The sequence below is a fragment of the Pseudomonas sp. MF09156 genome, assembly GCF_059862305.1.
This window is the reverse complement of sequence record NZ_JCBCUR010000012.1, coordinates 112,515-131,724: the sequence shown is the minus strand read 5'-3', so window position 1 is coordinate 131,724 and position 19,210 is coordinate 112,515. Positions and strand designations below refer to the sequence as shown.

The window sequence follows — 19,210 nt, the reverse complement described above, 5'->3', positions numbered from 1 at the left end:
CGTTAACCTTGTAGGAGCCGGCTTGCCGGCGATGAGGCCCGTAAAGGCGATACAACCCTGGGTCAATCCCCCAACGCTTCCCCCTCACGCCGCGGATCCGCGCCACCACTCCAGGTCGCCTTACCCTGGGCATCACGTACTCGCACGATGGCCTGGGTGCCGCTGGTCATCTCGATCTCGCTCAAGGTGTGCCCTCGCGCCTTGAGCGCCGCCTTCAATTGTTCGCTGAACAGCCCTTGCTCCAGCTCGGTCGCGCCGTTGCGGCTGCCGAAGTTGGGCAGGCTGATAGCGGCTTGCGGGTCGAGGTTCCAGTCGAGCATGCCCACCAGGGATTTGCTCACGTATTCGATGATTTGCGATCCGCCGGGAGAGCCGACCGTGGCCAGCAGCTCGCCGCTTTGGCGGTCGAAGACCAGGGTCGGCGCCATGGACGAACGGGGGCGTTTGCCCGGCTCGATGCGGTTGGCTACCGGCTGGCCGTTTTCCTCGGGGATAAAGGAAAAGTCAGTCATCTGATTGTTCAGCAGGAAGCCCTGGACCATCACGTGGGAACCGAACGCGGCTTCGATGGTGGTGGTCATCGACACCGCGCCGCCCTGGTCATCCACGGCCACCACTTGGGAGGTGGAAATACGCAGTGGCGAGCGATCCGGCGCGTAGGCCACCTGAACCCCCGCCGGTTGGCCGGGCGTGGCCACGCCCATGCTGCGCTCACCCACCAATGCGGCGCGGCTGGCCAGGTAGCCGGGGGCGACCAGCCCCGCGATCGGCACTGGGACGAAGTCGGTGTCGGCGATGTATTGGGCGCGGTCGGCGTAGGCCAGGCGATCGGCCTCGGCAATCAAATGCACGGCCTCGGGTACGGGTTCCAGGCCGGCGGCTGTTGCGGCCTGCACCGGCTTGAGCGGCGCCAGGGCCCAGCGTGGGTCGCGGGCTTCGAGGGCCTGCAAGGTGCCGAGGATCTGCGCAATGGCCACCCCGCCCGAAGAGGGTGGCGGCATGCCGCACACTTGCCAGCGCTTGTAGTCGGTACACAGCGGCGCGCGTTCCTTGGCACGGTAGCCCTGGAGATCGTTCAGCGCAAGGCGGCCAGTGTTGTGATGGCCCTGGACCTTGCGTGCAATCTCCTCGGCGATTGGACCGCTATAGAGTGCCTCGGGCCCCTCCTTGGCGATACGCTTGAATACATTGGCCAGCGCCGGGTTTTTCAACAGCGTGCCCGTGGCTTTCGGGCTGCCGTCGGCGTTGAGGAAGTACGCCGCCATGTCCGGTGACTGGCTGATGTAGCGGTCGGCGGCGATCAGGCTGTGCAGGCGCGCAGAAATCGCAAAGCCTTGTTCGGACAACTGGATCGCCGGTGCAAACAACTGCGCCCAGGGCAGGCGACCGCTGTGTTCGTGGGCCATTTTCAGCGCGCGCAGCACACCGGGGGTGGCAACCGAACGACCACCGATCTGCGCCTGGGCAAAGGCCATCGGTGTGCCGTCGGCATTCAACAGCATATCGGCCGTGGCGCTGGCCGGTGCGGTTTCACGGCCGTCATAGGCCCGTACCTGCTTGCCATCCCACAGCATGATAAAGGCGCCACCGCCGATCCCCGAGGACTGCGGCTCCACCAGGGTCAGCACCGCTTGCATGGCGATGGCCGCATCGATTGCCGAGCCGCCCAGGCGCAGGATCTTGCGCCCGGCTTCGGCCGCCAGCGGGTTGGCCGCCGCCGCCATATGGCGCTCGGCGTGGCGTACTTTCATGTCGGTGCGGTAACCCGAGCCCAGCTCCGGGGCGGGCGGCAGGTCGGGGGTGCTGGTGCTGTGGCAGGCGCCGAGGCTGATGGCGGCGGCGATCACCGAAAGGCTGGTGAGGCGCTGCAAGCGTAGGTTGAAAAGCACGCGCTGAACTCCGTTCATTTTGAGAATGATCTGTTGTCCCTGGGATGATGCTTTGCGGTAAATCGCACCTGGCAGATATCTGCGGGGAAGGAGGGCGGACACTAACAGCGGGGATGCAAGAGCGTCAAAAACCGATGGGTAACAGAATCGATCTTGCGCAAATCCCGTGCGGGCAAGACAATGCGATTAATTATCAATTGAATTATTGGTCTTTACCGCCCATGTCCGCTCCCGATCATGCTGCGCTGCACGTGTTGTACAGCGAACACAATGGCTGGCTCAAAGCCTGGCTGCGCGCGCGCATGGGCAATGCCAGCGATGCCGCGGACCTGGCGCAGGACACCTTCGTGCGCCTGTTGACCTCCCGGGACGTGGCACAGATTCGCGAGCCGCGGACCTACCTCAGTGCCATCGCCCGGGCGCTGATGATCGACAAGTTCCGCCGCCGTGCGCTCGAACAGGCTTATCTGGAGGCCCTGGCCCTGCGCCCGGAACCCCTGGAGATTTCCCCGGAAACCCGCCTGCTGATCTTTGAAACCCTGGTGGCGGTGGACACCTTGCTCGACGGCCTGGGCGAACGTACCCGGCAGATTTTCCTCGCGGTACAGCTGGAAGGCTTGAACTATGTGGCGACCGCCGAGCGTTACGGCGTGTCCGTCACCACGGTCAAAAAGCACTTGATCCGCGCCATGACCCGCTGCCTGCTGCTCACGGAAGATTGATGAGCACCGCCCTGGATATCCAGACCCTGGAAGCCGCGGCCACCTGGTACGTGCAACTCAAGGGGACGAACCCTTGCGATGCCGACCGCCAGGCCTGGCGCACCTGGCTGCAGGCAAGTCCCCAGCATGCGCGGGCGTGGGCCCGGGTGGAAAAACTGCACAGCCAATGGGCCGGCCTGCCGGCGGATGTGGCGTTGCCCACGCTCGCTGGTGGGCGCGCCCGGCGCCGGGAGGTGTTGAAGATCCTTGCGGTGTTGCTGGCGGTGGGCGGCAGCGGTTGGCTGGCCACCGAGACCGTGCCTTACCAGGCACTGATGGCCAATCAACGCACCGCTACCGGCCAGCGTCGCCATCTGCGTCTTTCAGATGGCAGCCAGGTCGACCTGAACACTGACAGCGCCATGGATATTGTCTTCAGCGGGCAACTGCGCGCGATCCATCTGCACCGTGGCGAGATTCTGGTGCAGACCGCCAGCGATGCCCTGGGCCGGCCGTTTGTGGTGCAGACGCCCCAGGGTACGGTGCGCGCCCTGGGCACGCGTTTCACCGTGCGCTGCGGGCCCGGTCACACCGATGTGTGTGTGATCGAACAGGCGGTGGAGTTGCGTCCCCTGGATAACCCCGCGCAGGTCTTGCGCCTCGATGCCGGGCAGCAGTCCGGTTTCAATCGCCAGCAGGTCGGCCCGATGACTGCGGCCCCGGCAGGCGCAGGCGCCTGGAGCCAGGGGATGTTGACGGTACTGGACTGGCGCCTGGCGGATTTCCTCGCCGAGTTGGGGCGCTATCGTGCCGGCGTGCTGCGCTGTGCGCCGGCGATTGCCGACCTGCGCCTGAGCGGGGCGTTTCGCATTGATGACACCGACACCGTCCTTGACAACCTGCGCCAATCCCTCGCGGTCAATGTGCGTTACGTGACGCGTTACTGGGTCACGGTGGAACCTGCCTGAGCGACCTTTGCTTTTTTTTGCGAATTATTCCCATTGGCGGTTGCTGATTTTCATTTTCGTTCGGCCATGTACCGAAAGCAGCGATTACGACTGTTGCTATGTTCTGCCAACGGAAGGAAACCCCCATGTCACGATTCTCTCTGCGGGCCGCCCGGCCGCTTGCCAAGGCGGTGCACCTGGCATTGGCCCTTGGTGCCTTTTCGGCCCTGAACCTGGCGCCAACCCAGGCCATGGCGCAAAGCCTGCCGGTGGTCTACCAGATCCAGCCGGGCGCCCTGGGCTCGGCGTTAAGCCTGTTTGCCACGGCCGCCAACGTCACTTTGTCGTTCAGCAGCGAGCAGACCCAAGGCATGACCACGCCGGGCCTGAGCGGTACTTATAGTGTCGAGGAAGGCCTGTCGCGCCTGCTCGCCGGCAGCGGCTTGCAGGCCCAGCGCCAGGGCAATGGCACTTACATCCTGGTGCCGGCGGTGCAGGGCGACACCCTGCAATTGGGCGCTACCACCATTTCCGGCCTGGGGACTACCAGCGAGGGCACGGGGTCCTACACTGTGGCGTCGACCCAGACCGCGACCAAGCTCAACCTTTCGCTGCGCGAAACCCCGCAGACCGTCAGCGTGATCACTCGCCAGCGTATCGATGACCAGAACCTGCGCAGCATCGGCCAGGTGCTGGAGCAGACGCCGGGGATCAACGTACAGAGCCCCGGCAGCGACCGCTTGTATGTATTTTCCCGTGGGTTGGCCATCGACAACTATCAGTACGATGGCATGCCGACCACATCCTTCGCGTTCAGTCAGGCATTGCCCCAGGCCTTGTCGGACATGGCCATCTACGACCGGATTGAAGTGCTGCGTGGCGCTTCGGGCCTGATGTCGGGCACCGGTGATCCGTCCGGCACGGTGAACCTGATCCGCAAGAAACCGACCGATACGTTCAAGGGCTACGTCAGTGCCGGGCTGGGTTCGTGGGACTTGTACCGCAGCGAAGTGGACGTGTCCGGGCCCTTGACCGAAACCGGTAACCTGCGTGGCCGGGCGGTAGCGGCGTATCAGCAGGGCAACAGCTTCACCGACCATTTGCAGCAGGAAAAGACCATTGTGTATGGCGTGGTCGAAGCCGATTTGAGTGAGACCACCCTGCTGACGGCGGGCGTGGAATACCTCGATAACGACCCCAAGGGCTTTTCCACCACCGGCCTGCCGCTGCTGGACAGCAATGGCAAGCGCCTGCACACCTCGCGCTCCGACAACCCGGCCAGCCGTGACAGCAGCAACCGCCAGGAGTCGGTCAACACCTTCGCCTCCATCGAGCAGAAACTGGCCTATGACTGGACCCTGAAAGTCTCCGCCAATGCCATGTATGGCACCCGCGACTACGACTCGATCATCGTCGGCACCACCACAGGCTTCGTGAATGCCCAGACCGGCAATGGCCTGAGCTATACCGCCACCAAGGGCGACAACACCCAGGAACAGAAAGGCCTGGATATCATGTTTTCCGGCCCGTTCCAGCTGATGGGGCGCGAGCATGAGCTGGTATTTGGCTTCAACTTCCAGGACTACGAAAACCGTCGTAACGGCTTCGGCAACCTGCTGGCCGACGGCACCAGCAACAACGGTGTCAGCGGCAAGCCGGTGAATATCTACAGCTGGAACAACTATGCACCGCATGCGTCCTACAACTTCAACCGCGAAGACGACAACATCGACCAGTGGCAGAACGGGGTTTACCTGGCCACGCGCCTAAAACCCAGTGATGAGCTGTCGGTGATCCTCGGGGCGCGGGTCAGCAACTATCGGTATGACGCCTCGCTGCATTACAACGTGGCGAACATGGTGCGCTTCAACACCGACGACAGCGTGCGGGTCAATGGTGAGGTCACGCCATATGCGGGCGTGGTCTATGACCTCACGCCCAACCACTCGCTGTACGCCAGCTACACGAGTATTTTCAAACCCCAGCCCTACCGTGACAGGAGCGGCAGGCTGCTGGACCCGCGTGAGGGCAACAACTACGAAATCGGCCTCAAGAGCGACTACTACGGTGGGCGCTTGAACACCTCTGTTGCCTTGTTCGAGGTCGACCTGGAGAACGACGCCGTGGCCGATGGCATGGTCGCCGGCAGTGACACCCTGACCGCCTATGCGGCGAGAAAAACCAAGACCCGGGGGGTGGATATGGAAGTCAGCGGCGAGCTGCTGCCCGACTGGAACCTTGCCGCTAGCTACAGCCACAGTGTGGTCAAGGATGAGCAGCACGAACGCGTCAAAAGCAGCATCCCCGCCGACCTGGTCAAGGTCTGGACCACCTACCACCTGCCCGGCGAACTGGAGCGCCTGACCCTTGGCGGCGGGGTGAACTGGCAAAGCGCGATCAACCTGACGGTGGACTCCTGGCGCTTCAGCCAGCCCGCCAAGGTCAAGCAGGGCGACTACGCCACTGTCAACCTGATGGCCCGCTACCAACTGACGCCACAATGGTCCGCGACCGCCACGCTCAACAACCTGTTGGACAAGAAGTACATCAGCTCCCTGGATGGCAACTTCTACAGCGGTTCCTACGGCGAGCCGCGAAACTTCATGCTGAGCACCAAATACGCTTTCTGATGGCATTGCTGCCCCGCAACGGTCCTGATTCAGGCCATTGCGGGGCGGCGAGCAGGGCATTAATTCGAATTTTTAGTAAATACTTTAACGTTGCAAAATATCCTCTGATTGACGATTTAATCGGCTTTTAGCTGTATTTAGCAGAAAATAAATCTATTTGAAATGTATGGAATTGTGTCGACATTGTCATAAATGCTTTTCTAAATGATAAAGATTTGCATTACACTCCGCGACCTTTAGTGCTCCGTCTTGGTGCATATCGGCTCAACAAGGACTGTTTGCAATGAATAATCCCCCCTACCTGTTCAGCTCTCTTTTCCTGGCCGTCGGCATGCTGATCGCCGCCCCGGCGTTGCAAGCAGAAGAGATTGGTGAGGTCGATAAACACGCCGTCACCGAACTCGACACCTCGTTCGTCACCGCCACCGGCGGCGCCACGGACCTGCGCGATGCACCCGCGAGCGTCAGCGTGATTACCCGCGAAGAAATCGAGCGCCAGCCGGTGTATGACCTCAACACTCTGCTGCGGCGTGTGCCCGGCGTTACCGGTGGCTTCGGCCCGGTGGGCGAGCAATCGAAAATCAAACTGCGTGGCCTGGACGACAAGTACACCTTGATCCTGGTGGACGGCAAACGCCTCGGCGGTTCCGGGGATTTGAGCTATCGCCGCGACCTGGCGCGCCAGGACCTGAACTGGATCACCCCGAACATGATTGAGCGCATCGAGATCGTGCGCGGCCCCATGTCTTCGCTGTACGGCTCGGATGCCATGGGCGGGGTGATCAACATCATCACCCGCAAGGTCTCGAGCACCTGGAGTGGTTCGGCCAACATCAACACCACGATTCCCGAAGACTCCGATCGGGGCCAGACCACCCAGACCAGCCTCAACCTGTCCGGGCCATTGACTGAGTCGGTGGGCCTGCGCCTGGGCGCCAACCTGACCCGGCGGGCCGCCGATGAGGTCACGGCGCGCCTGGATAAGGATGGCGAGTTCATGTACGGCGACGGCGCTGGCGGCGCCAAGGACCACAGTGTCAACGCCTTGCTCGACTGGAAGATCAACGATGAGCAGAGCCTGTCGTTCGAGGCCGTGCATGGTGTGGAGCGGTCCTGGTCGAGTAAAAAGACCTTTGGTGACTGGGGCGAAACCATTGGTGGCAGCTTTGGTCCTGGCCGTTTGATTCGTGACAGCTACTCCGTTTCCCACAGCGGGGACTGGAGTTTCGGCACCTCGAAGGTCGACCTGTACCTGAACAAATTCAAGAACGATATCGACTGGGGCAAATCCAGCGCCGAAGAAAAAATCGCCGAAGGCAGCCTGAACATTCCGTTTGAATTGCTCCTCAGCCAGCGCATGACCGTGGGCGGGCAGTGGAAGCGTGAAGAGCTGACCAACAGCGACACCCTGGGCACGGTGCCCGTGGACTATCAGGGCGCTGCGGTTTCCGGCTCGTCGCTCAAGGGTGACTACTCGGCTGCGTTTATCGAAGATGAATTGTACCTGCTCGACAACCTGGCCCTGACCCTGGGCAACCGTTTCGACCACAGTCAAGACTACGGCAACCACAACAGCCCACGGGCGTACCTGGTCTACCATCCGCACCCGGACTGGACCGTGCGCGGTGGTGTGTCCAAGGGCTTCCGTGCGCCAAGCCTGAAAGAGGGCAGCGCCGGTGCCGCCACCGAGTCCGGCGGTCGCGGTTGCGGCTCGTTGAAACCCCTGGGTTATGTGAGCGGCAGTTGCTGGATGGCCGGTAACCCGAACCTATCGCCAGAGACCAGCGTCAACAAGGAAATGGGCGTGTCCTTCGACCGTGATGGTTGGGAAGCCAGCCTGACGTACTTCCATACCGACTTCGAAGACAAGATCGAATATGCGCCACTGGGCCAATTCCAGGGTCGCTGGTGGACCATGCTGGAAAACGTCGAAAAAGCGCGCACCCGCGGCTGGGAAGGCTCGGTTCGCGTGCCGCTGACCGACTCCCTGGACTGGCGCACCAACGCCACCTACATGCTGGAAAGCAAAAACCTGTCCACCGGCGAAGACCTGATCAGCGCGCCCAAGTTGTCTGCTTTCAGTGCAATCAACTGGCAGGCCACCGACAAGCTCAACACCGAACTGTCGGCGCAGCATGTGGGTAAACAGCGCGGAGTGGGCAATGACTTCGTCAAGTCCTACACCACCTACGACCTGACGGCGAACCTGGCCGTGACCAAGTGGCTGACGCTCAATGGCGGCGTGCAGAACCTGCTGGACGAAGATGCGCGGGATGGTTCGACGACGTTCTATGTGCCGGGCCGGGCGTTTTTTGCCGGGGCGACGACTTACTTCTAAGGTGTAGACATGGCCCGTGAGCTATAGCTGCTCGCGGGCTTGCTCTCCAGGATTTCTGCGGGCAAAAAAAAACGGCCTACCTTTCGGTAAGCCGTTTTTAGTACTTGGTGGCTACACAGGGACTTGAACCCCGGACCCCAGCATTATGAATGCTATGCTCTAACCAACTGAGCTATGTAGCCAAGTGGCGCGCATTATTCGCGGAGAACGGGAATGCGTCAAGCGCTTTTTTTGAAAATTTATCTACGCTATCAACTGTTTAAGCAAAAACATCGGGTGAGGCGACCAGTGGCTGGGGATTTGTGCGGTTCCTCAGGTCGCGAAAATCAAAGTGTGGGAGCGGGCGTGCTCGCGATGACGGTGGGCCAGCCAATACAGGAGTTGACTGACCCACCGCCATCGCGGGCAAGCCCGCTCCCACCTTTGATGTGGGGTGTTCTTACCAGGTACAAGGCCGAAGGATTCTCTAGGAAATGTCCCTCAAATTAGACGGATCCATCTTGTTGGCCCTTTACAACCCATGAGCGCTGCATCGATTCACCTACTCGTTAGCCTGCTAACGGGATAGCCTTCTTGCCCCGAAAAATGGCACATTGTCGCACCTGCACCTGTGCATCCATCTGCTGTACGGAAACGTTCCTCATGGCTCTTACCAATTCCCAGCCTTCAGTGGCTACGACGCCGGCCGCGGCGCAATCCAGCCCGTTGGTCATGCGTATCATCGGCGCCGTGGCGCTGGCGCACTTGATCAATGACTTGATCCAGGCGGTGTTGCCGTCGATCTACCCGATGCTCAAGCAAAGTTATGGCCTGACGTTTACCCAGGTCGGCCTGATTACCCTGACGTTCCAGCTCACGGCCTCGCTGCTGCAGCCGTGGGTGGGGTATTACACCGACCGCCATCCCAAGCCGTTCCTGTTGCCCTGCGGGATGATCTGTACGCTGGTGGGGATTTTGATGATGTCCCAGGTCGGCAGTTTCCCGCTGATCCTACTGGCGGCGGCGTTGATCGGCATTGGTTCCTCGACCTTTCACCCGGAGGCGTCCCGCGTGGCGCGCCTGGCCTCGGGTGGGCGCTATGGCCTGGCGCAGTCGACCTTCCAGGTTGGCGGTAACGCAGGTTCGGCGTTTGGCCCGTTGCTGGCGGCGGCGATCATCATTCCGTATGGCCAGGGCAATGTGGCGTGGTTCGGCTTGTTCGCGGTATTCGCCCTGGGTGTGCTGTATGCGATCAGCCGCTGGTACCGCAACCATTTGAACCTGTTCAAGCTCAAGCAGGGCCAGGCCGCTACCCACGGCCTGTCGAAAAACCGCGTGCTCGGTGCGTTGGTGGTGCTGGGGCTGTTGGTGTTTTCCAAGTACTTCTACATGGCCAGCTTCACCAGTTACTTCACCTTTTACCTGATCGAGAAGTTCGACCTGTCGGTGGCCAGCTCGCAGTTGCATCTGTTCCTGTTCCTGGGGGCGGTGGCGGCGGGCACGTTCTTTGGCGGGCCGATTGGCGACAAGATCGGCCGCAAGGCGGTGATCTGGTTCTCGATCCTGGGTGTGGCGCCTTTTACCCTGCTGTTGCCCCATGTCGACCTGTTCTGGACCAGCGTGCTCAGTGTGGTGATCGGCTTTATCCTGGCTTCGGCGTTCTCGGCGATTGTGGTTTACGCGCAGGAATTGGTACCGGGCAATGTGGGAATGATCGCCGGGGTGTTCTTCGGCCTGATGTTCGGGTTTGGCGGGATTGGTGCGGCGTTGCTGGGCTACCTGGCAGACATCCACGGCATCGAGTACGTGTACACGCTGTGCTCGTTCCTGCCGTTGCTCGGGGTGCTGGCGATTCTGTTGCCACGTTCGAAGAAGGCTTGAAGCCGGGGGAGGGCCCTATCCATGGGCATTCCCTCTCCTATTGGAATGGATGAGATTTTGTCGCGCGTTTGAGCTGTTCCCGTGCCCGGGACAGGCGGGAACGGACGGTACCAATCGGGATCGCCAGGGCATCGGCGGTGTCCTGGTAGCTACCGTCGGTTTCCAGTGAGGCATACAAGGTGTTGCGCATTTCCAGGGGCAGGTTCTGGATTGCGCTGAGGGTGTTTTCCAGCCGGCGGTTGATCTCGAATTGGCGCGCCAGGTCCTGCTCTTCGTTATGTCCATGGGACAGCGACTCATCGAACTCGCAATGTACCGGCTTGGCATAGAGGCGGCGGAAGTGATTGCGGATCAGATTCAGCGCGATCCCGCACATCCACGTGCTTAATGATGCCTGCGCGCTGAAGTGATGGCGGTTACGCCAGGCCTCCAGGTACGTCAGTTGCAGGATGTCGTCCGCATCCTCCGGGTTCAAAACGCGTTTATGAATGAACCGGCGCAGGCGTTTGTGGTGGTCGTCGGACAGATCTTGGATGGATTGGCCAGGGTCACGGGGAAGATTAACTAAAACACTGATAGGGATATCCATGATTTTTCCTCAGGGTATAAGCAGTCGAAATGGCTTCGACGAGAACCCTGTTAGCACCGCTTGTGCCAATCGGAAATTGTCTGTATCTAATTGATATATATAGCGAAATATCTTGTTTTAGGTGTTTTTCATGCAAGAGCTTGCGCAAGCCGCCGTGGGTTTGTGCGGGTATTTTCATTGCTGATGCAAAGCGGATGAGGATGGAACCGTATGGGCTGTCCCAGCCACACAAGGATACGAATCTCTTGTGCTGGCACTCCCATGAAAGTCGATCCCAATCTTGAAGTGCAAACCCCCGCGCCCCTGAATCAACCGGCCCCGGCACGGATTGAGGGTGGGCTGCCGGTTCCGATAAACGCTCCGGTTGCTGACGATCTGAGTGTGCTGTTCACCCAGGAGGTCGAATTCAATGGCCGGGCGCTGGGCCAGCGCCAACTGGGCCTGCGGGCCCCAGCGGCCGAGCAGTTGACGCAGCTCTATGATCAACTGGGGCACCCGGCGCAGACGACAATGGCGACCGTTGCCCGTAACGTCAGGGTGCAACTGCTGGTCGGCGCCAAGGTCGGCAAGTTGATGGATATCACGGGCAACGACCCGGCGCGCGCGTATGTGGTGCTCAAGCACGTGGCGCTGCAGGCGGACGCCGAGGGGCGTACCGCCGAGGCGAGCCTGGCGCGCAGTTCGCTGGTTGACCTTGAGGCCCACTACAAACCACAGATCCAGGCGGGCCTGAACACCGCACTGGCATTGCAGGCCGGCAGTGATGACCCGCAGCTGCGCCAGGCGGTGCGCAGCCTGTATTACACCAGCGTGGTCACGACCCAATCGCTGGCGACCATTATGCAGTCGCTGCTGGGGCTGTTCGGGGGCGGGGACTTTGAGTCCGGGCTCAAGCTGATCCGCCGCGCCCTGGCCGACGATATTGCCGCGCAGACCTCTTCGGTAGACCGGGGCCAGTTGCGCACCCTGTTGCTGGGCTTGAATGACTGCCGCCGCCTGAGTGGTGTGCTCGCCCGCTGCAAGGATCTGATCGGCAAGTTCCTTCTGTTGTACCCCGAACTGCCCCTGGACGCGGTGGGCCTGTTGCAGCGCTTGCTGGGGTATGCGGCCAGCGGTCTTGCGCCCCACGAAATCAAGCACCTGGCCCGGGACCTGGGGGGCGATCAGTGGGCTCACCAATTACAGTCGCTGAGCACCTTTTTCCCGGAGCTCAAGGCCTTGCCGCTGGCCTGGTGGTGTGATGCAAGACGGCGCGAGGAGGCACTGAACAGCTACAAGCAGGTCCTGCTGGAGTACGCCACCCAGGAGCGAGGCACGCGGCATACCCACACGTGGCCGGAATTGAAGGCATGAGTGCTTTGCGGGCCATCAACGGCGTGCTGTTGAAGGTTGCACAACGCGCCGAGGTGCTGGGCGCGGTGGTGGTCATGGCCATTGTGTTTATCTTTATCGTGCCGCTGCCCACCTGGCTGGTGGATATCCTGATCGCCCTCAATATCTGTATTTCTTGCCTGTTGATCGTGCTGGCGCTGTACCTGCCGGGGCCGCTGGCGTTTTCATCGTTCCCGTCGATCCTGCTGCTGACCACGATGTTTCGCCTGGCGCTGTCGATTGCCACCACGCGCCTGATCCTGCTGGAGCAGGACGCCGGCGACATTGTCGAGGCGTTCGGCAACTTTGTGGTGGGCGGCAACCTCGCGGTGGGCCTGGTGATCTTCATGATCCTGACCCTGGTTAACTTCCTGGTGATCACCAAGGGTTCGGAGCGGGTTGCGGAAGTGGCGGCGCGTTTCAGCCTGGACGCGATGCCCGGCAAGCAAATGTCCATCGACAGCGACCTGCGCGCCGGCCTGATCGACGGCAACCAGGCCCGGGACAAACGTGAGCAACTGTCACGCGAAAGCCAGTTGTTCGGGGCCATGGACGGGGCCATGAAGTTCGTCAAGGGCGACGCCATCGCGGGGCTGATCATTGTCGTGATCAACTTGCTGGGCGGTTTCGCCACCGGCATGTTCCAGCATGGTATGAGTGCCGGCGAATCCATGGCTTTGTACTCGGTACTGACCATCGGTGACGGTCTGATCGCGCAGATTCCGGCCCTGCTGATCTCGTTGACCGCCGGCATGATCATCACCCGTGTAGCGCCTTCCGGGCGCAATAAAGGCAGCAACAACATGGGCGCCGAGATTGCCCGGCAAATGACCAGCGAGCCCAAGAGTTGGATGATTGCCTCGGTGGGCATGCTCGCCTTCGCCACGCTGCCGGGGATGCCCACGGTGGTGTTCATCCTGATTTCGTTGATGACCGGCAGCCTCGGCTATTTCCTGATGCGCCGCCGCCAGCGTGAGGAACAGTCGCAGGAACCGGCCACCGATACCGTCCCCCCAGAGCAGAACGGGGTGGAGGATCTGCGCGGCTTTGACCCGTCGCGGCCGTACCTGTTGCAGTTTCCGCTGGCCTTGCAGGAGAGCCCGTTGGTATCGGATGTGATCCACGGGGTGCGCCAGAGCCGCAATAGCCTGGTGACCCAGATTGGCTTGACCCTACCGCCGTTTGAAGTCGAGTTCGCCCCGGCATTGGCCGACGATGAGTTTCGTTTCTGCGTGCATGAAGTGCCGATATTGAAGGCCACGCTGGGACATTGGGTGGGCGTGGAAATGGCGGCATTTGCGGGCGAGCCCGCAAGTGGCAGCAGGGGCCTGGCGGAGCGCGACGAACAGGATTGGATGTGGTTTGCCCCCGATGACCCGCTGCTGGCGGACGAGCATCTGGCGCGCTCGACGGCCTACAGCCTGCTCCAGGAGCGCATGACGCGAGCGATGCTGCTCAGCGGCCCGCAGTTTCTCGGCATCCAGGAGAGCAAGGCGATTCTCAGTTGGCTGGAGTTCAACCAGCCGGAATTGGTGCAGGAGCTGCAGCGGATCATGCCGTTGTCGCGTTTTTCGTCGGTGTTGCAGCGCCTGGCCGGCGAGGGCGTACCGTTACGGGCGGTGCGCCTGATTGTCGAGGCGTTGATCGAGCACGGCCAGCATGAACGTGAGCCGGATGCCCTGGCCGACTATGCGCGTATTGCCCTCAAGTCGCAGATCCTGCACCAGTACAGCGAAACCGATGGCCTGCATGCCTGGCTGTTGTCACCGCACACCGAAAACGTGTTGCGCGACGCCCTGCGCCAGACCCAGACCGGGGTGTTCTTTTCTTTGGATAACGAAAGCAGTGCGGCGCTGGTCAGCTTGCTCAAGCAGGCCTTCTCCGTGCGCCCCAAGAGCAAAAGCGTGCTGCTGGTTGCGCAGGATCTGCGCAGCCCCTTGCGCACCTTGTTGCTGGAGGAGTTCAACCATGTGCCGGTGCTGTCGTTTGCTGAGTTGAGTGCATCGTCCAAGGTCAAGGTGCTGGGGCGTTTTGATCTGGCCCAGGAGAATCTGTTTCGAGAGGAAGTGGCATGAGGCCTGGCGATGTTTGAGCTACGAGTGCTGGATGGTTCGCGCCAGGGGGCGGCGTTGCCGCTGTTTGGCGGGCAATGGAGTATTGGTGCCCATCCGGAGGCTGACCTTTCGCTATATGACGAGGGGATTGCCGAGCGCCATGTGGTGCTGCGCTATATCGAGCAGTGCTGGTCGGTACAGGCCCAGGAGGGACTGGTGCGCGCCAATGACGGTCGGCTCCTGGCACAGATTGCCGACCTGGCACTGGATGTGCCGTTTTCGATTGGCAATATTCGACTGTGTGTGACCCTGGCTGATCAGCCGTGGCCGCAAGCTCCGGCTGCCGCGCCTGTTCCGTCACCCGCCAGGCCGGTCAAGGAGGCGGCTGCGGGGCTGACGTTGTCGTCGATCTCCGGCTCGCAGCAAAAGCGGTTGATCAGCCTGGCGGTGGTGGTCGCAGCCATCATCATGGCGGTGGGTCTGGCTACAACGGGAGAGCACGAGGCCCAGGCATCGTTGATGCCGGTACAGAACCAGAAAAGCGCGCTGGACTCACCCTACGAAGTCCGTCAGCAACTGCTGAAAATGCTCGTCGAGCGGGAGTTGAGCCAGCGCGTCAGCCTACAGGTGGTGAATGGCCAGGTGGCGCTCGACGGTGATGTTTCCCAGGAGGATGTGGGGGTGGTATCACGCATGCTCAGTCGTTTTGGCGAGCAGTTCGAGACGCCTGTACCGGTGATCAGCCGGGTCAAGGAGCGCAGCTCGGTGTTCCCGTTCAAGATTCTGCAGATCGTCGGCGGGCCCAATGGCCATGTGGTCCTGGATGAAGGCAGCCGCCTGTTTGTCGGGGATGAAGTAGATGGCTTGCGCCTGGTGCTGATCGACAACAGCAAAGTGGTGTTCGACGGCGTACAGCGCTATGAGGTGCGCTGGTGAGTGCCGAATTGCAGGCACGCCTGGCCGCCTGGCAGCAGGACCGATCACAGGCACTGGCCAATTTCGCACCGGTCTCGGTGCGTGGGCGGATCCAGCGGGTCAATGGCATGTTGCTGCAATGCCGCTTGCCTCATGCGCGTATCGGCGATTTGTGCCAGGTGGAAAAGGCCACGGGCGACTACATGCTGGCCGAGATCATTGGCTTCGATCAGCAGGATGCGGTGCTCAGCGCCTTGGGCAATCTTGAAGGCGTGCGGGTGGGCGCCAGTGTCGAGCAGTTGGGCGTCTCCCATCGGGTGCGTGTCAGCGATCAGCTGTTGGGCCAGGTACTGGACGGCTTTGGGCGCCCGATCACGGGGCAGGGCGCCAGCGCATTTGTCGAGGCGCAGGCCGAAGACACCAGCCTGGTGTTGTGCGAGGCGCCGTTGCCCACCGAGCGGCCGCGGATTCATCGGGCGTTGTCCACCGGGGTCCGTTCGATCGATGGCCTGCTGACCCTGGGCGAAGGCCAGCGCGTCGGCCTGTTTGCGGGCGCCGGTTGTGGCAAGACCACCTTGCTCGCAGAGATCGCGCGCAACGTTGACTGTGATGTGATTGTGTTTGGCCTGATTGGCGAGCGTGGCCGCGAGCTGCGCGAGTTCCTCGATCACGAACTCGATGACCAGCTGCGGGCCAAGGCGGTGTTGGTGTGTGCGACGTCCGACCGCTCGAGCATGGAACGCGCCCGGGCCGCCTTCACCGCCACTGCATTGGCCGAAGGTTATCGACGCAAGGGCAAGCGGGTGCTGTTGCTGATCGACTCCCTGACCCGTTTTGCCCGGGCCCAACGTGAAATCGGCCTGGCTGCCGGTGAGCCGCTGGGGCGTGGCGGCCTGCCGCCGTCGGTGTACAGCTTGCTGCCGCGCCTGGTGGAGCGTGCCGGGCTGACCCGCGAGGGGGTGATCACGGCGATCTATACCGTGCTGATCGAGCAGGACTCCATGAGCGATCCGGTGGCCGATGAAGTGCGCTCGCTGCTCGATGGCCATATCGTCTTGTCACGCAAATTGGCCGAGCGCGGCCACTATCCGGCGGTGGATGTGCTGGCCAGCCTGTCACGGATTTTGAGCAACGTCGCCGAGCCCGTGCATATCCAGGCCGGGACGGCACTGCGCCGCTTGTTGTCGGCGTACCAGCAGATCGAGTTGATGCTCAAGCTGGGGGAGTACCAGCCCGGCAACGATGCCCTGACTGACCTGGCCGTGGACAGTCGCCAGGCGGTGGATGGCTTCCTGCGCCAGGACTTGCGCGAACCGGCATCGATGTCGATGACCCTCGATCAATTGATGAGCCTGACGACCCATGTCCCTTTCTGAAATCGACACGTTGCGGCGCCTGCGCAGGCATCGGGCCGACCGTGCCGAGCGGGCGCTGCGTGAGGCCAAGCGGCACCAGCAAGCCTTGCTGGCGCAAATCCAGCAGGCGCAAGACGCACTTGAGCAAACCCGCCTGGAGGAAATCCAGAAGTCCGCGCAGTTGTTGAATCAGCATCAAGGGCAGGTGCTCTCACTGCAGCAACTCAAGGCCTGGAGTACCCAGGAGCGCTCATTGGCTGCCGGAACCCAGCGCGAAGAAGGGCAGTTGCAGGCACTACAGGGCCGGCGCGAGGAACAGGTGGTTCACGTCGCCACTGCGCAAAAGCAGGTCACCCAATGCCTGCGCGAGGTTGAGAAGCTCCAGGAGTTGTCCGTTTTATTGACCGAGGAAGAGGTACAGGAAGAGCTATGACGCAAGTTCCAGCAAGCAAGCCTGAACGACCGCGCCCCCGTGAGCCACGCGCGGAACAGGAGCCTGCGCTGTCGGGTGTGGTGCATTGGGAGCAAGGACTGTTGTTTGCCCAACTGCTGGGCGGTGATGCGGAGGGTGCAGGTTACGGCACCTCGGCATCGGCAGCCGGAGTGTCAGCCGATGCCTTGATGATCGAGGCGATGACGGCGCAATTGACTCCCCGGATTCACGGGAGCGCGCAATGGCCTCTGCACGCGGTGCTTTACCTGCCGCGCCTGGGGCGGATCAACGCCAGCGTGCGCCGTGAACAGGGGGGCTGGAGCATCGAGCTGGCGGCAGAGCAGGAACTTGCCGCGCGCTGGCTGACCGGCGTGCGGCAGGGCTGCCAGGAGCGCCTGGCCGAGGTGCTGGGCCAGCCCGTCGATTTGCATCTGGTCAATGTGGGCGCGGCATGATCATGCCTGCTTTAGCGCTGCCGCAGGTCAAGAGCGCCACGGTTGCGGCACGCCTGCGACTGGGGCGAGGCCTGCGCATGCCGTTCCAGGTGACAGGCCAGCACGGAGAGCTGCTGCTCGAGCCTGGGCGTGCGCCCAGGAGTGCTGCCGCACTGTACTTCGAAAGTGCCTGTGGGCTATTGGCCTTCAGCGAGCCAGGGCCAATGTTCAGCCTGCTGGGGGAGTGCCCGGTGACGCTGGCAGAGGCCGGCAATGATCCGGACTCCTGGTTCTGGGAGTTATTCCAGCATCACTTGAGCCCTCAAGTGCGAGCGCTGTTCGGTTACCTGCGGCTGCGCACGGCCCCTGGAAAACTGAACTTCGGTTGCCGGCTCACGGTGACGCTGGGGCCCTCCAGGGTGGTGGGGTATCTGTTGCTGGCCCCCGAGAGCTTGCTGGCGCTGTGTGAGACCGGGCGCTGGCAGCCGACGGCCTTGCCATTACCGCCCTCGTTTCAGTTGGCGATTGCCGTGACGCTGGGGCGCTTGCTACTGCCCGTGACGCAGGTGCGCAGCCTGCGGGCCGGCGACGTGCTGATGCTCGAACAAGCCTTTTTTGATGTGCGGGGCAATGGCCAGGTGCGCGCTGGCAAGCATCGCTTGCGCGGGTGCATTGACGATGAATCCGGGCCTGTGTGCCTGACACTTACATCTATCGAGGAAACGTCCGTGGACGAGGATCTTTCAGCACAACACTACTCGGAGTATGAAGACAATGATCTTGATGAACCGGTGGTGGATGTCTTTGGCCATGAGCCTTTCGACGAGTTGAGCATGGCCCTGAATGTACGCTGTGGCACCCTGAACCTGACCCTTGGCGAGCTGCGCAACCTGGCCCCCGGCGCGGTATTGAGTATCGCCGGCTACGCCCCCGGCATGGCTGGCCTGTACTACGGCGACCGGCCGATTGGCCAGGGCCAGTTGGTCGAGATGGATGGACGCCTGGGCTTGCAGTTGTCCCGTGTGATTTTCGCGCGATGACGCTGCAGGGGGTTGAACCCCTTATCCTGGCGCTGTTCATCGGGGCATTGGCCTTGATGCCGATGCTGTTGATCGTGTGCACGTCCTTTCTGAAAATCATCATTGTGCTGATGATCACCCGTAACGCCATCGGCGTGCAGCAAGTGCCCCCGAGCATGGCGCTCAACGGCATCGCGCTGGCGGCAACGTTGTTCATCATGGCGCCGGTGGGCTATGCGATCGTCCAGAACGTCAAGGACGCCCCGGTAGACCTGAGCAGTGTGCAACGGCTCCAGGAGACGGGGCTGGTGGCCATCGAGCCGCTGCGCCTGTTCATGACCCGCAACACCGACCCCGACATCCTGACCCACCTGGTGGAAAACACCGCCCGCATGTGGCCCCCGGAAATGGCGCAAAACGCCCACCGTGACGATCTCATGTTGCTGATCCCGGCCTATGTGATCTCGCAATTGCAGGCCGGGTTCGAGATCGGCTTCTTGATCTACATCCCGTTCATCGTCATCGACCTGATTGTCTCCAACCTGCTGCTGGCCCTGGGCATGCAGATGGTCTCGCCGATGACCATTTCCCTGCCTCTGAAATTGCTCCTGTTCGTGCTGGTTTCCGGGTGGTCGCGGCTGCTCGACAGCCTGTTCCTTTCTTATCTGTGAGTGA

15 protein-coding genes and 1 tRNA gene are annotated in these 19,210 nt (G+C 61.7%); 13 read left to right on the top strand and 3 right to left on the bottom strand.

Going from position 1 to position 19,210, the window contains the following annotated elements; genetic code table 11:
* Positions 1–62: 62 nt before the first annotated feature.
* Positions 63–1,907 (bottom strand): gamma-glutamyltransferase, encoded by a 1,845-nt coding sequence (gene ggt / locus AC19YY_RS22580; RefSeq protein WP_500604907.1) that lies wholly within the window; start codon positions 1,905–1,907, stop codon positions 63–65.
* Positions 1,908–2,110: 203 nt separating this feature from the next.
* Here ggt and AC19YY_RS22575 point away from each other — a divergent pair, with 203 nt between their 5' ends.
* From AC19YY_RS22575 to AC19YY_RS22560, 4 genes are all read left to right on the top strand, one after another.
* On the top strand, positions 2,111–2,611 hold the full coding sequence (locus tag AC19YY_RS22575) for a sigma-70 family RNA polymerase sigma factor (protein WP_169954829.1): 501 nt from the start codon (positions 2,111–2,113) through the stop codon (positions 2,609–2,611).
* Complete coding sequence (locus tag AC19YY_RS22570; RefSeq protein ID WP_500604906.1) at positions 2,611–3,558, top strand: FecR domain-containing protein; 948 nt, start codon at positions 2,611–2,613, stop codon at positions 3,556–3,558. The genes AC19YY_RS22575 and AC19YY_RS22570 overlap by 1 nt, the downstream gene beginning before the upstream one ends.
* Before the next feature lie 125 nt (positions 3,559–3,683).
* Positions 3,684–6,167, top strand: coding sequence for a TonB-dependent siderophore receptor (locus AC19YY_RS22565; RefSeq protein WP_500604905.1), 2,484 nt, complete (start codon positions 3,684–3,686; stop codon positions 6,165–6,167).
* A 283-nt stretch (positions 6,168–6,450) separates the two neighbouring features.
* Positions 6,451–8,505, top strand: a complete 2,055-nt coding sequence (locus tag AC19YY_RS22560) for a TonB-dependent receptor domain-containing protein (protein ID WP_172313512.1) — start codon at positions 6,451–6,453, stop codon at positions 8,503–8,505.
* A 105-nt stretch (positions 8,506–8,610) separates the two neighbouring features.
* Here the strand turns inward: AC19YY_RS22560 and AC19YY_RS22555 are convergent.
* Positions 8,611–8,687 (bottom strand) — tRNA-Met (locus tag AC19YY_RS22555).
* A gap of 460 nt (positions 8,688–9,147) precedes the next feature.
* On the opposite strand from AC19YY_RS22555, the gene AC19YY_RS22550 reads away from it, so the two are divergent.
* Positions 9,148–10,365, top strand: a complete 1,218-nt coding sequence (locus AC19YY_RS22550; protein ID WP_169954832.1) for an MFS transporter — start codon at positions 9,148–9,150, stop codon at positions 10,363–10,365.
* A 37-nt stretch (positions 10,366–10,402) separates the two neighbouring features.
* Here the strand turns inward: AC19YY_RS22550 and AC19YY_RS22545 are convergent, their stop codons facing one another.
* Positions 10,403–10,954 carry an RNA polymerase sigma factor gene (locus AC19YY_RS22545; protein ID WP_169954833.1) on the bottom strand — a complete coding sequence of 184 codons (552 nt, stop codon included), beginning with the start codon at positions 10,952–10,954 and terminating at the stop codon, positions 10,403–10,405.
* Between the two features lie 261 nt (positions 10,955–11,215).
* On the opposite strand from AC19YY_RS22545, the gene sctW reads away from it, so the two are divergent.
* From sctW to sctR, 8 genes are read left to right on the top strand one after another with little or no spacing between them, the layout of a single operon-like run.
* A complete protein-coding gene (sctW, locus tag AC19YY_RS22540; RefSeq protein ID WP_500604904.1) occupies positions 11,216–12,307 on the top strand; it encodes a type III secretion system gatekeeper subunit SctW in 1,092 nt (363 codons plus the stop codon).
* Positions 12,304–14,400 carry a type III secretion system export apparatus subunit SctV gene (gene sctV, locus AC19YY_RS22535; protein ID WP_170058594.1) on the top strand — a complete coding sequence of 699 codons (2,097 nt, stop codon included), beginning with the start codon at positions 12,304–12,306 and terminating at the stop codon, positions 14,398–14,400. Before sctW ends, sctV begins: the two co-directional genes overlap by 4 nt.
* Positions 14,401–14,409: 9 nt before the next feature.
* Positions 14,410–15,315 carry an FHA domain-containing protein gene (locus tag AC19YY_RS22530; protein ID WP_500604903.1) on the top strand — a complete coding sequence of 302 codons (906 nt, stop codon included), beginning with the start codon at positions 14,410–14,412 and terminating at the stop codon, positions 15,313–15,315.
* Positions 15,312–16,670, top strand: coding sequence for a FliI/YscN family ATPase (locus AC19YY_RS22525; protein WP_169954837.1), 1,359 nt, complete (start codon positions 15,312–15,314; stop codon positions 16,668–16,670). The genes AC19YY_RS22530 and AC19YY_RS22525 overlap by 4 nt, the downstream gene beginning before the upstream one ends.
* On the top strand, positions 16,657–17,082 hold the full coding sequence (gene sctO, locus AC19YY_RS22520) for a type III secretion system stalk subunit SctO (protein ID WP_170058592.1): 426 nt from the start codon (positions 16,657–16,659) through the stop codon (positions 17,080–17,082). The genes AC19YY_RS22525 and sctO overlap by 14 nt, the downstream gene beginning before the upstream one ends.
* Complete coding sequence (locus AC19YY_RS22515; RefSeq protein ID WP_500604902.1) at positions 17,079–17,537, top strand: type III secretion system HrpP C-terminal domain-containing protein; 459 nt, start codon at positions 17,079–17,081, stop codon at positions 17,535–17,537. The genes sctO and AC19YY_RS22515 overlap by 4 nt, the downstream gene beginning before the upstream one ends.
* Positions 17,534–18,556, top strand: a complete 1,023-nt coding sequence (locus AC19YY_RS22510) for a FliM/FliN family flagellar motor switch protein (protein ID WP_169954840.1) — start codon at positions 17,534–17,536, stop codon at positions 18,554–18,556. The genes AC19YY_RS22515 and AC19YY_RS22510 overlap by 4 nt, the downstream gene beginning before the upstream one ends.
* Entirely contained in the window at positions 18,553–19,206 is a 654-nt protein-coding gene (gene sctR / locus AC19YY_RS22505) for a type III secretion system export apparatus subunit SctR (protein WP_169954841.1), read from the top strand. The genes AC19YY_RS22510 and sctR overlap by 4 nt, the downstream gene beginning before the upstream one ends.
* The last annotated feature ends 4 nt before the right edge of the window (positions 19,207–19,210 follow it).

Excerpts from the sequence above, each read along its gene's own strand:
- ggt (WP_500604907.1), bottom strand. The coding sequence starts at position 1,907 with ATGAACGGAGTTCAGCGCGTGCTTTTCAACCTACGCTTGCAGCGCCTC.
- AC19YY_RS22575 (WP_169954829.1), top strand. The coding sequence starts at position 2,111 with ATGTCCGCTCCCGATCATGCTGCGCTGCACGTGTTGTACAGCGAACAC.
- AC19YY_RS22570 (WP_500604906.1), top strand. The coding sequence starts at position 2,611 with ATGAGCACCGCCCTGGATATCCAGACCCTGGAAGCCGCGGCCACCTGG.
- AC19YY_RS22565 (WP_500604905.1), top strand. The coding sequence starts at position 3,684 with ATGTCACGATTCTCTCTGCGGGCCGCCCGGCCGCTTGCCAAGGCGGTG.
- AC19YY_RS22560 (WP_172313512.1), top strand. The coding sequence starts at position 6,451 with ATGAATAATCCCCCCTACCTGTTCAGCTCTCTTTTCCTGGCCGTCGGC.
- AC19YY_RS22550 (WP_169954832.1), top strand. The coding sequence starts at position 9,148 with ATGGCTCTTACCAATTCCCAGCCTTCAGTGGCTACGACGCCGGCCGCG.
- AC19YY_RS22545 (WP_169954833.1), bottom strand. The coding sequence starts at position 10,954 with ATGGATATCCCTATCAGTGTTTTAGTTAATCTTCCCCGTGACCCTGGC.
- sctW (WP_500604904.1), top strand. The coding sequence starts at position 11,216 with ATGAAAGTCGATCCCAATCTTGAAGTGCAAACCCCCGCGCCCCTGAAT.
- sctV (WP_170058594.1), top strand. The coding sequence starts at position 12,304 with ATGAGTGCTTTGCGGGCCATCAACGGCGTGCTGTTGAAGGTTGCACAA.
- AC19YY_RS22530 (WP_500604903.1), top strand. The coding sequence starts at position 14,410 with ATGTTTGAGCTACGAGTGCTGGATGGTTCGCGCCAGGGGGCGGCGTTG.
- sctO (WP_170058592.1), top strand. The coding sequence starts at position 16,657 with ATGTCCCTTTCTGAAATCGACACGTTGCGGCGCCTGCGCAGGCATCGG.
- AC19YY_RS22515 (WP_500604902.1), top strand. The coding sequence starts at position 17,079 with ATGACGCAAGTTCCAGCAAGCAAGCCTGAACGACCGCGCCCCCGTGAG.
- AC19YY_RS22510 (WP_169954840.1), top strand. The coding sequence starts at position 17,534 with ATGATCATGCCTGCTTTAGCGCTGCCGCAGGTCAAGAGCGCCACGGTT.
- sctR (WP_169954841.1), top strand. The coding sequence starts at position 18,553 with ATGACGCTGCAGGGGGTTGAACCCCTTATCCTGGCGCTGTTCATCGGG.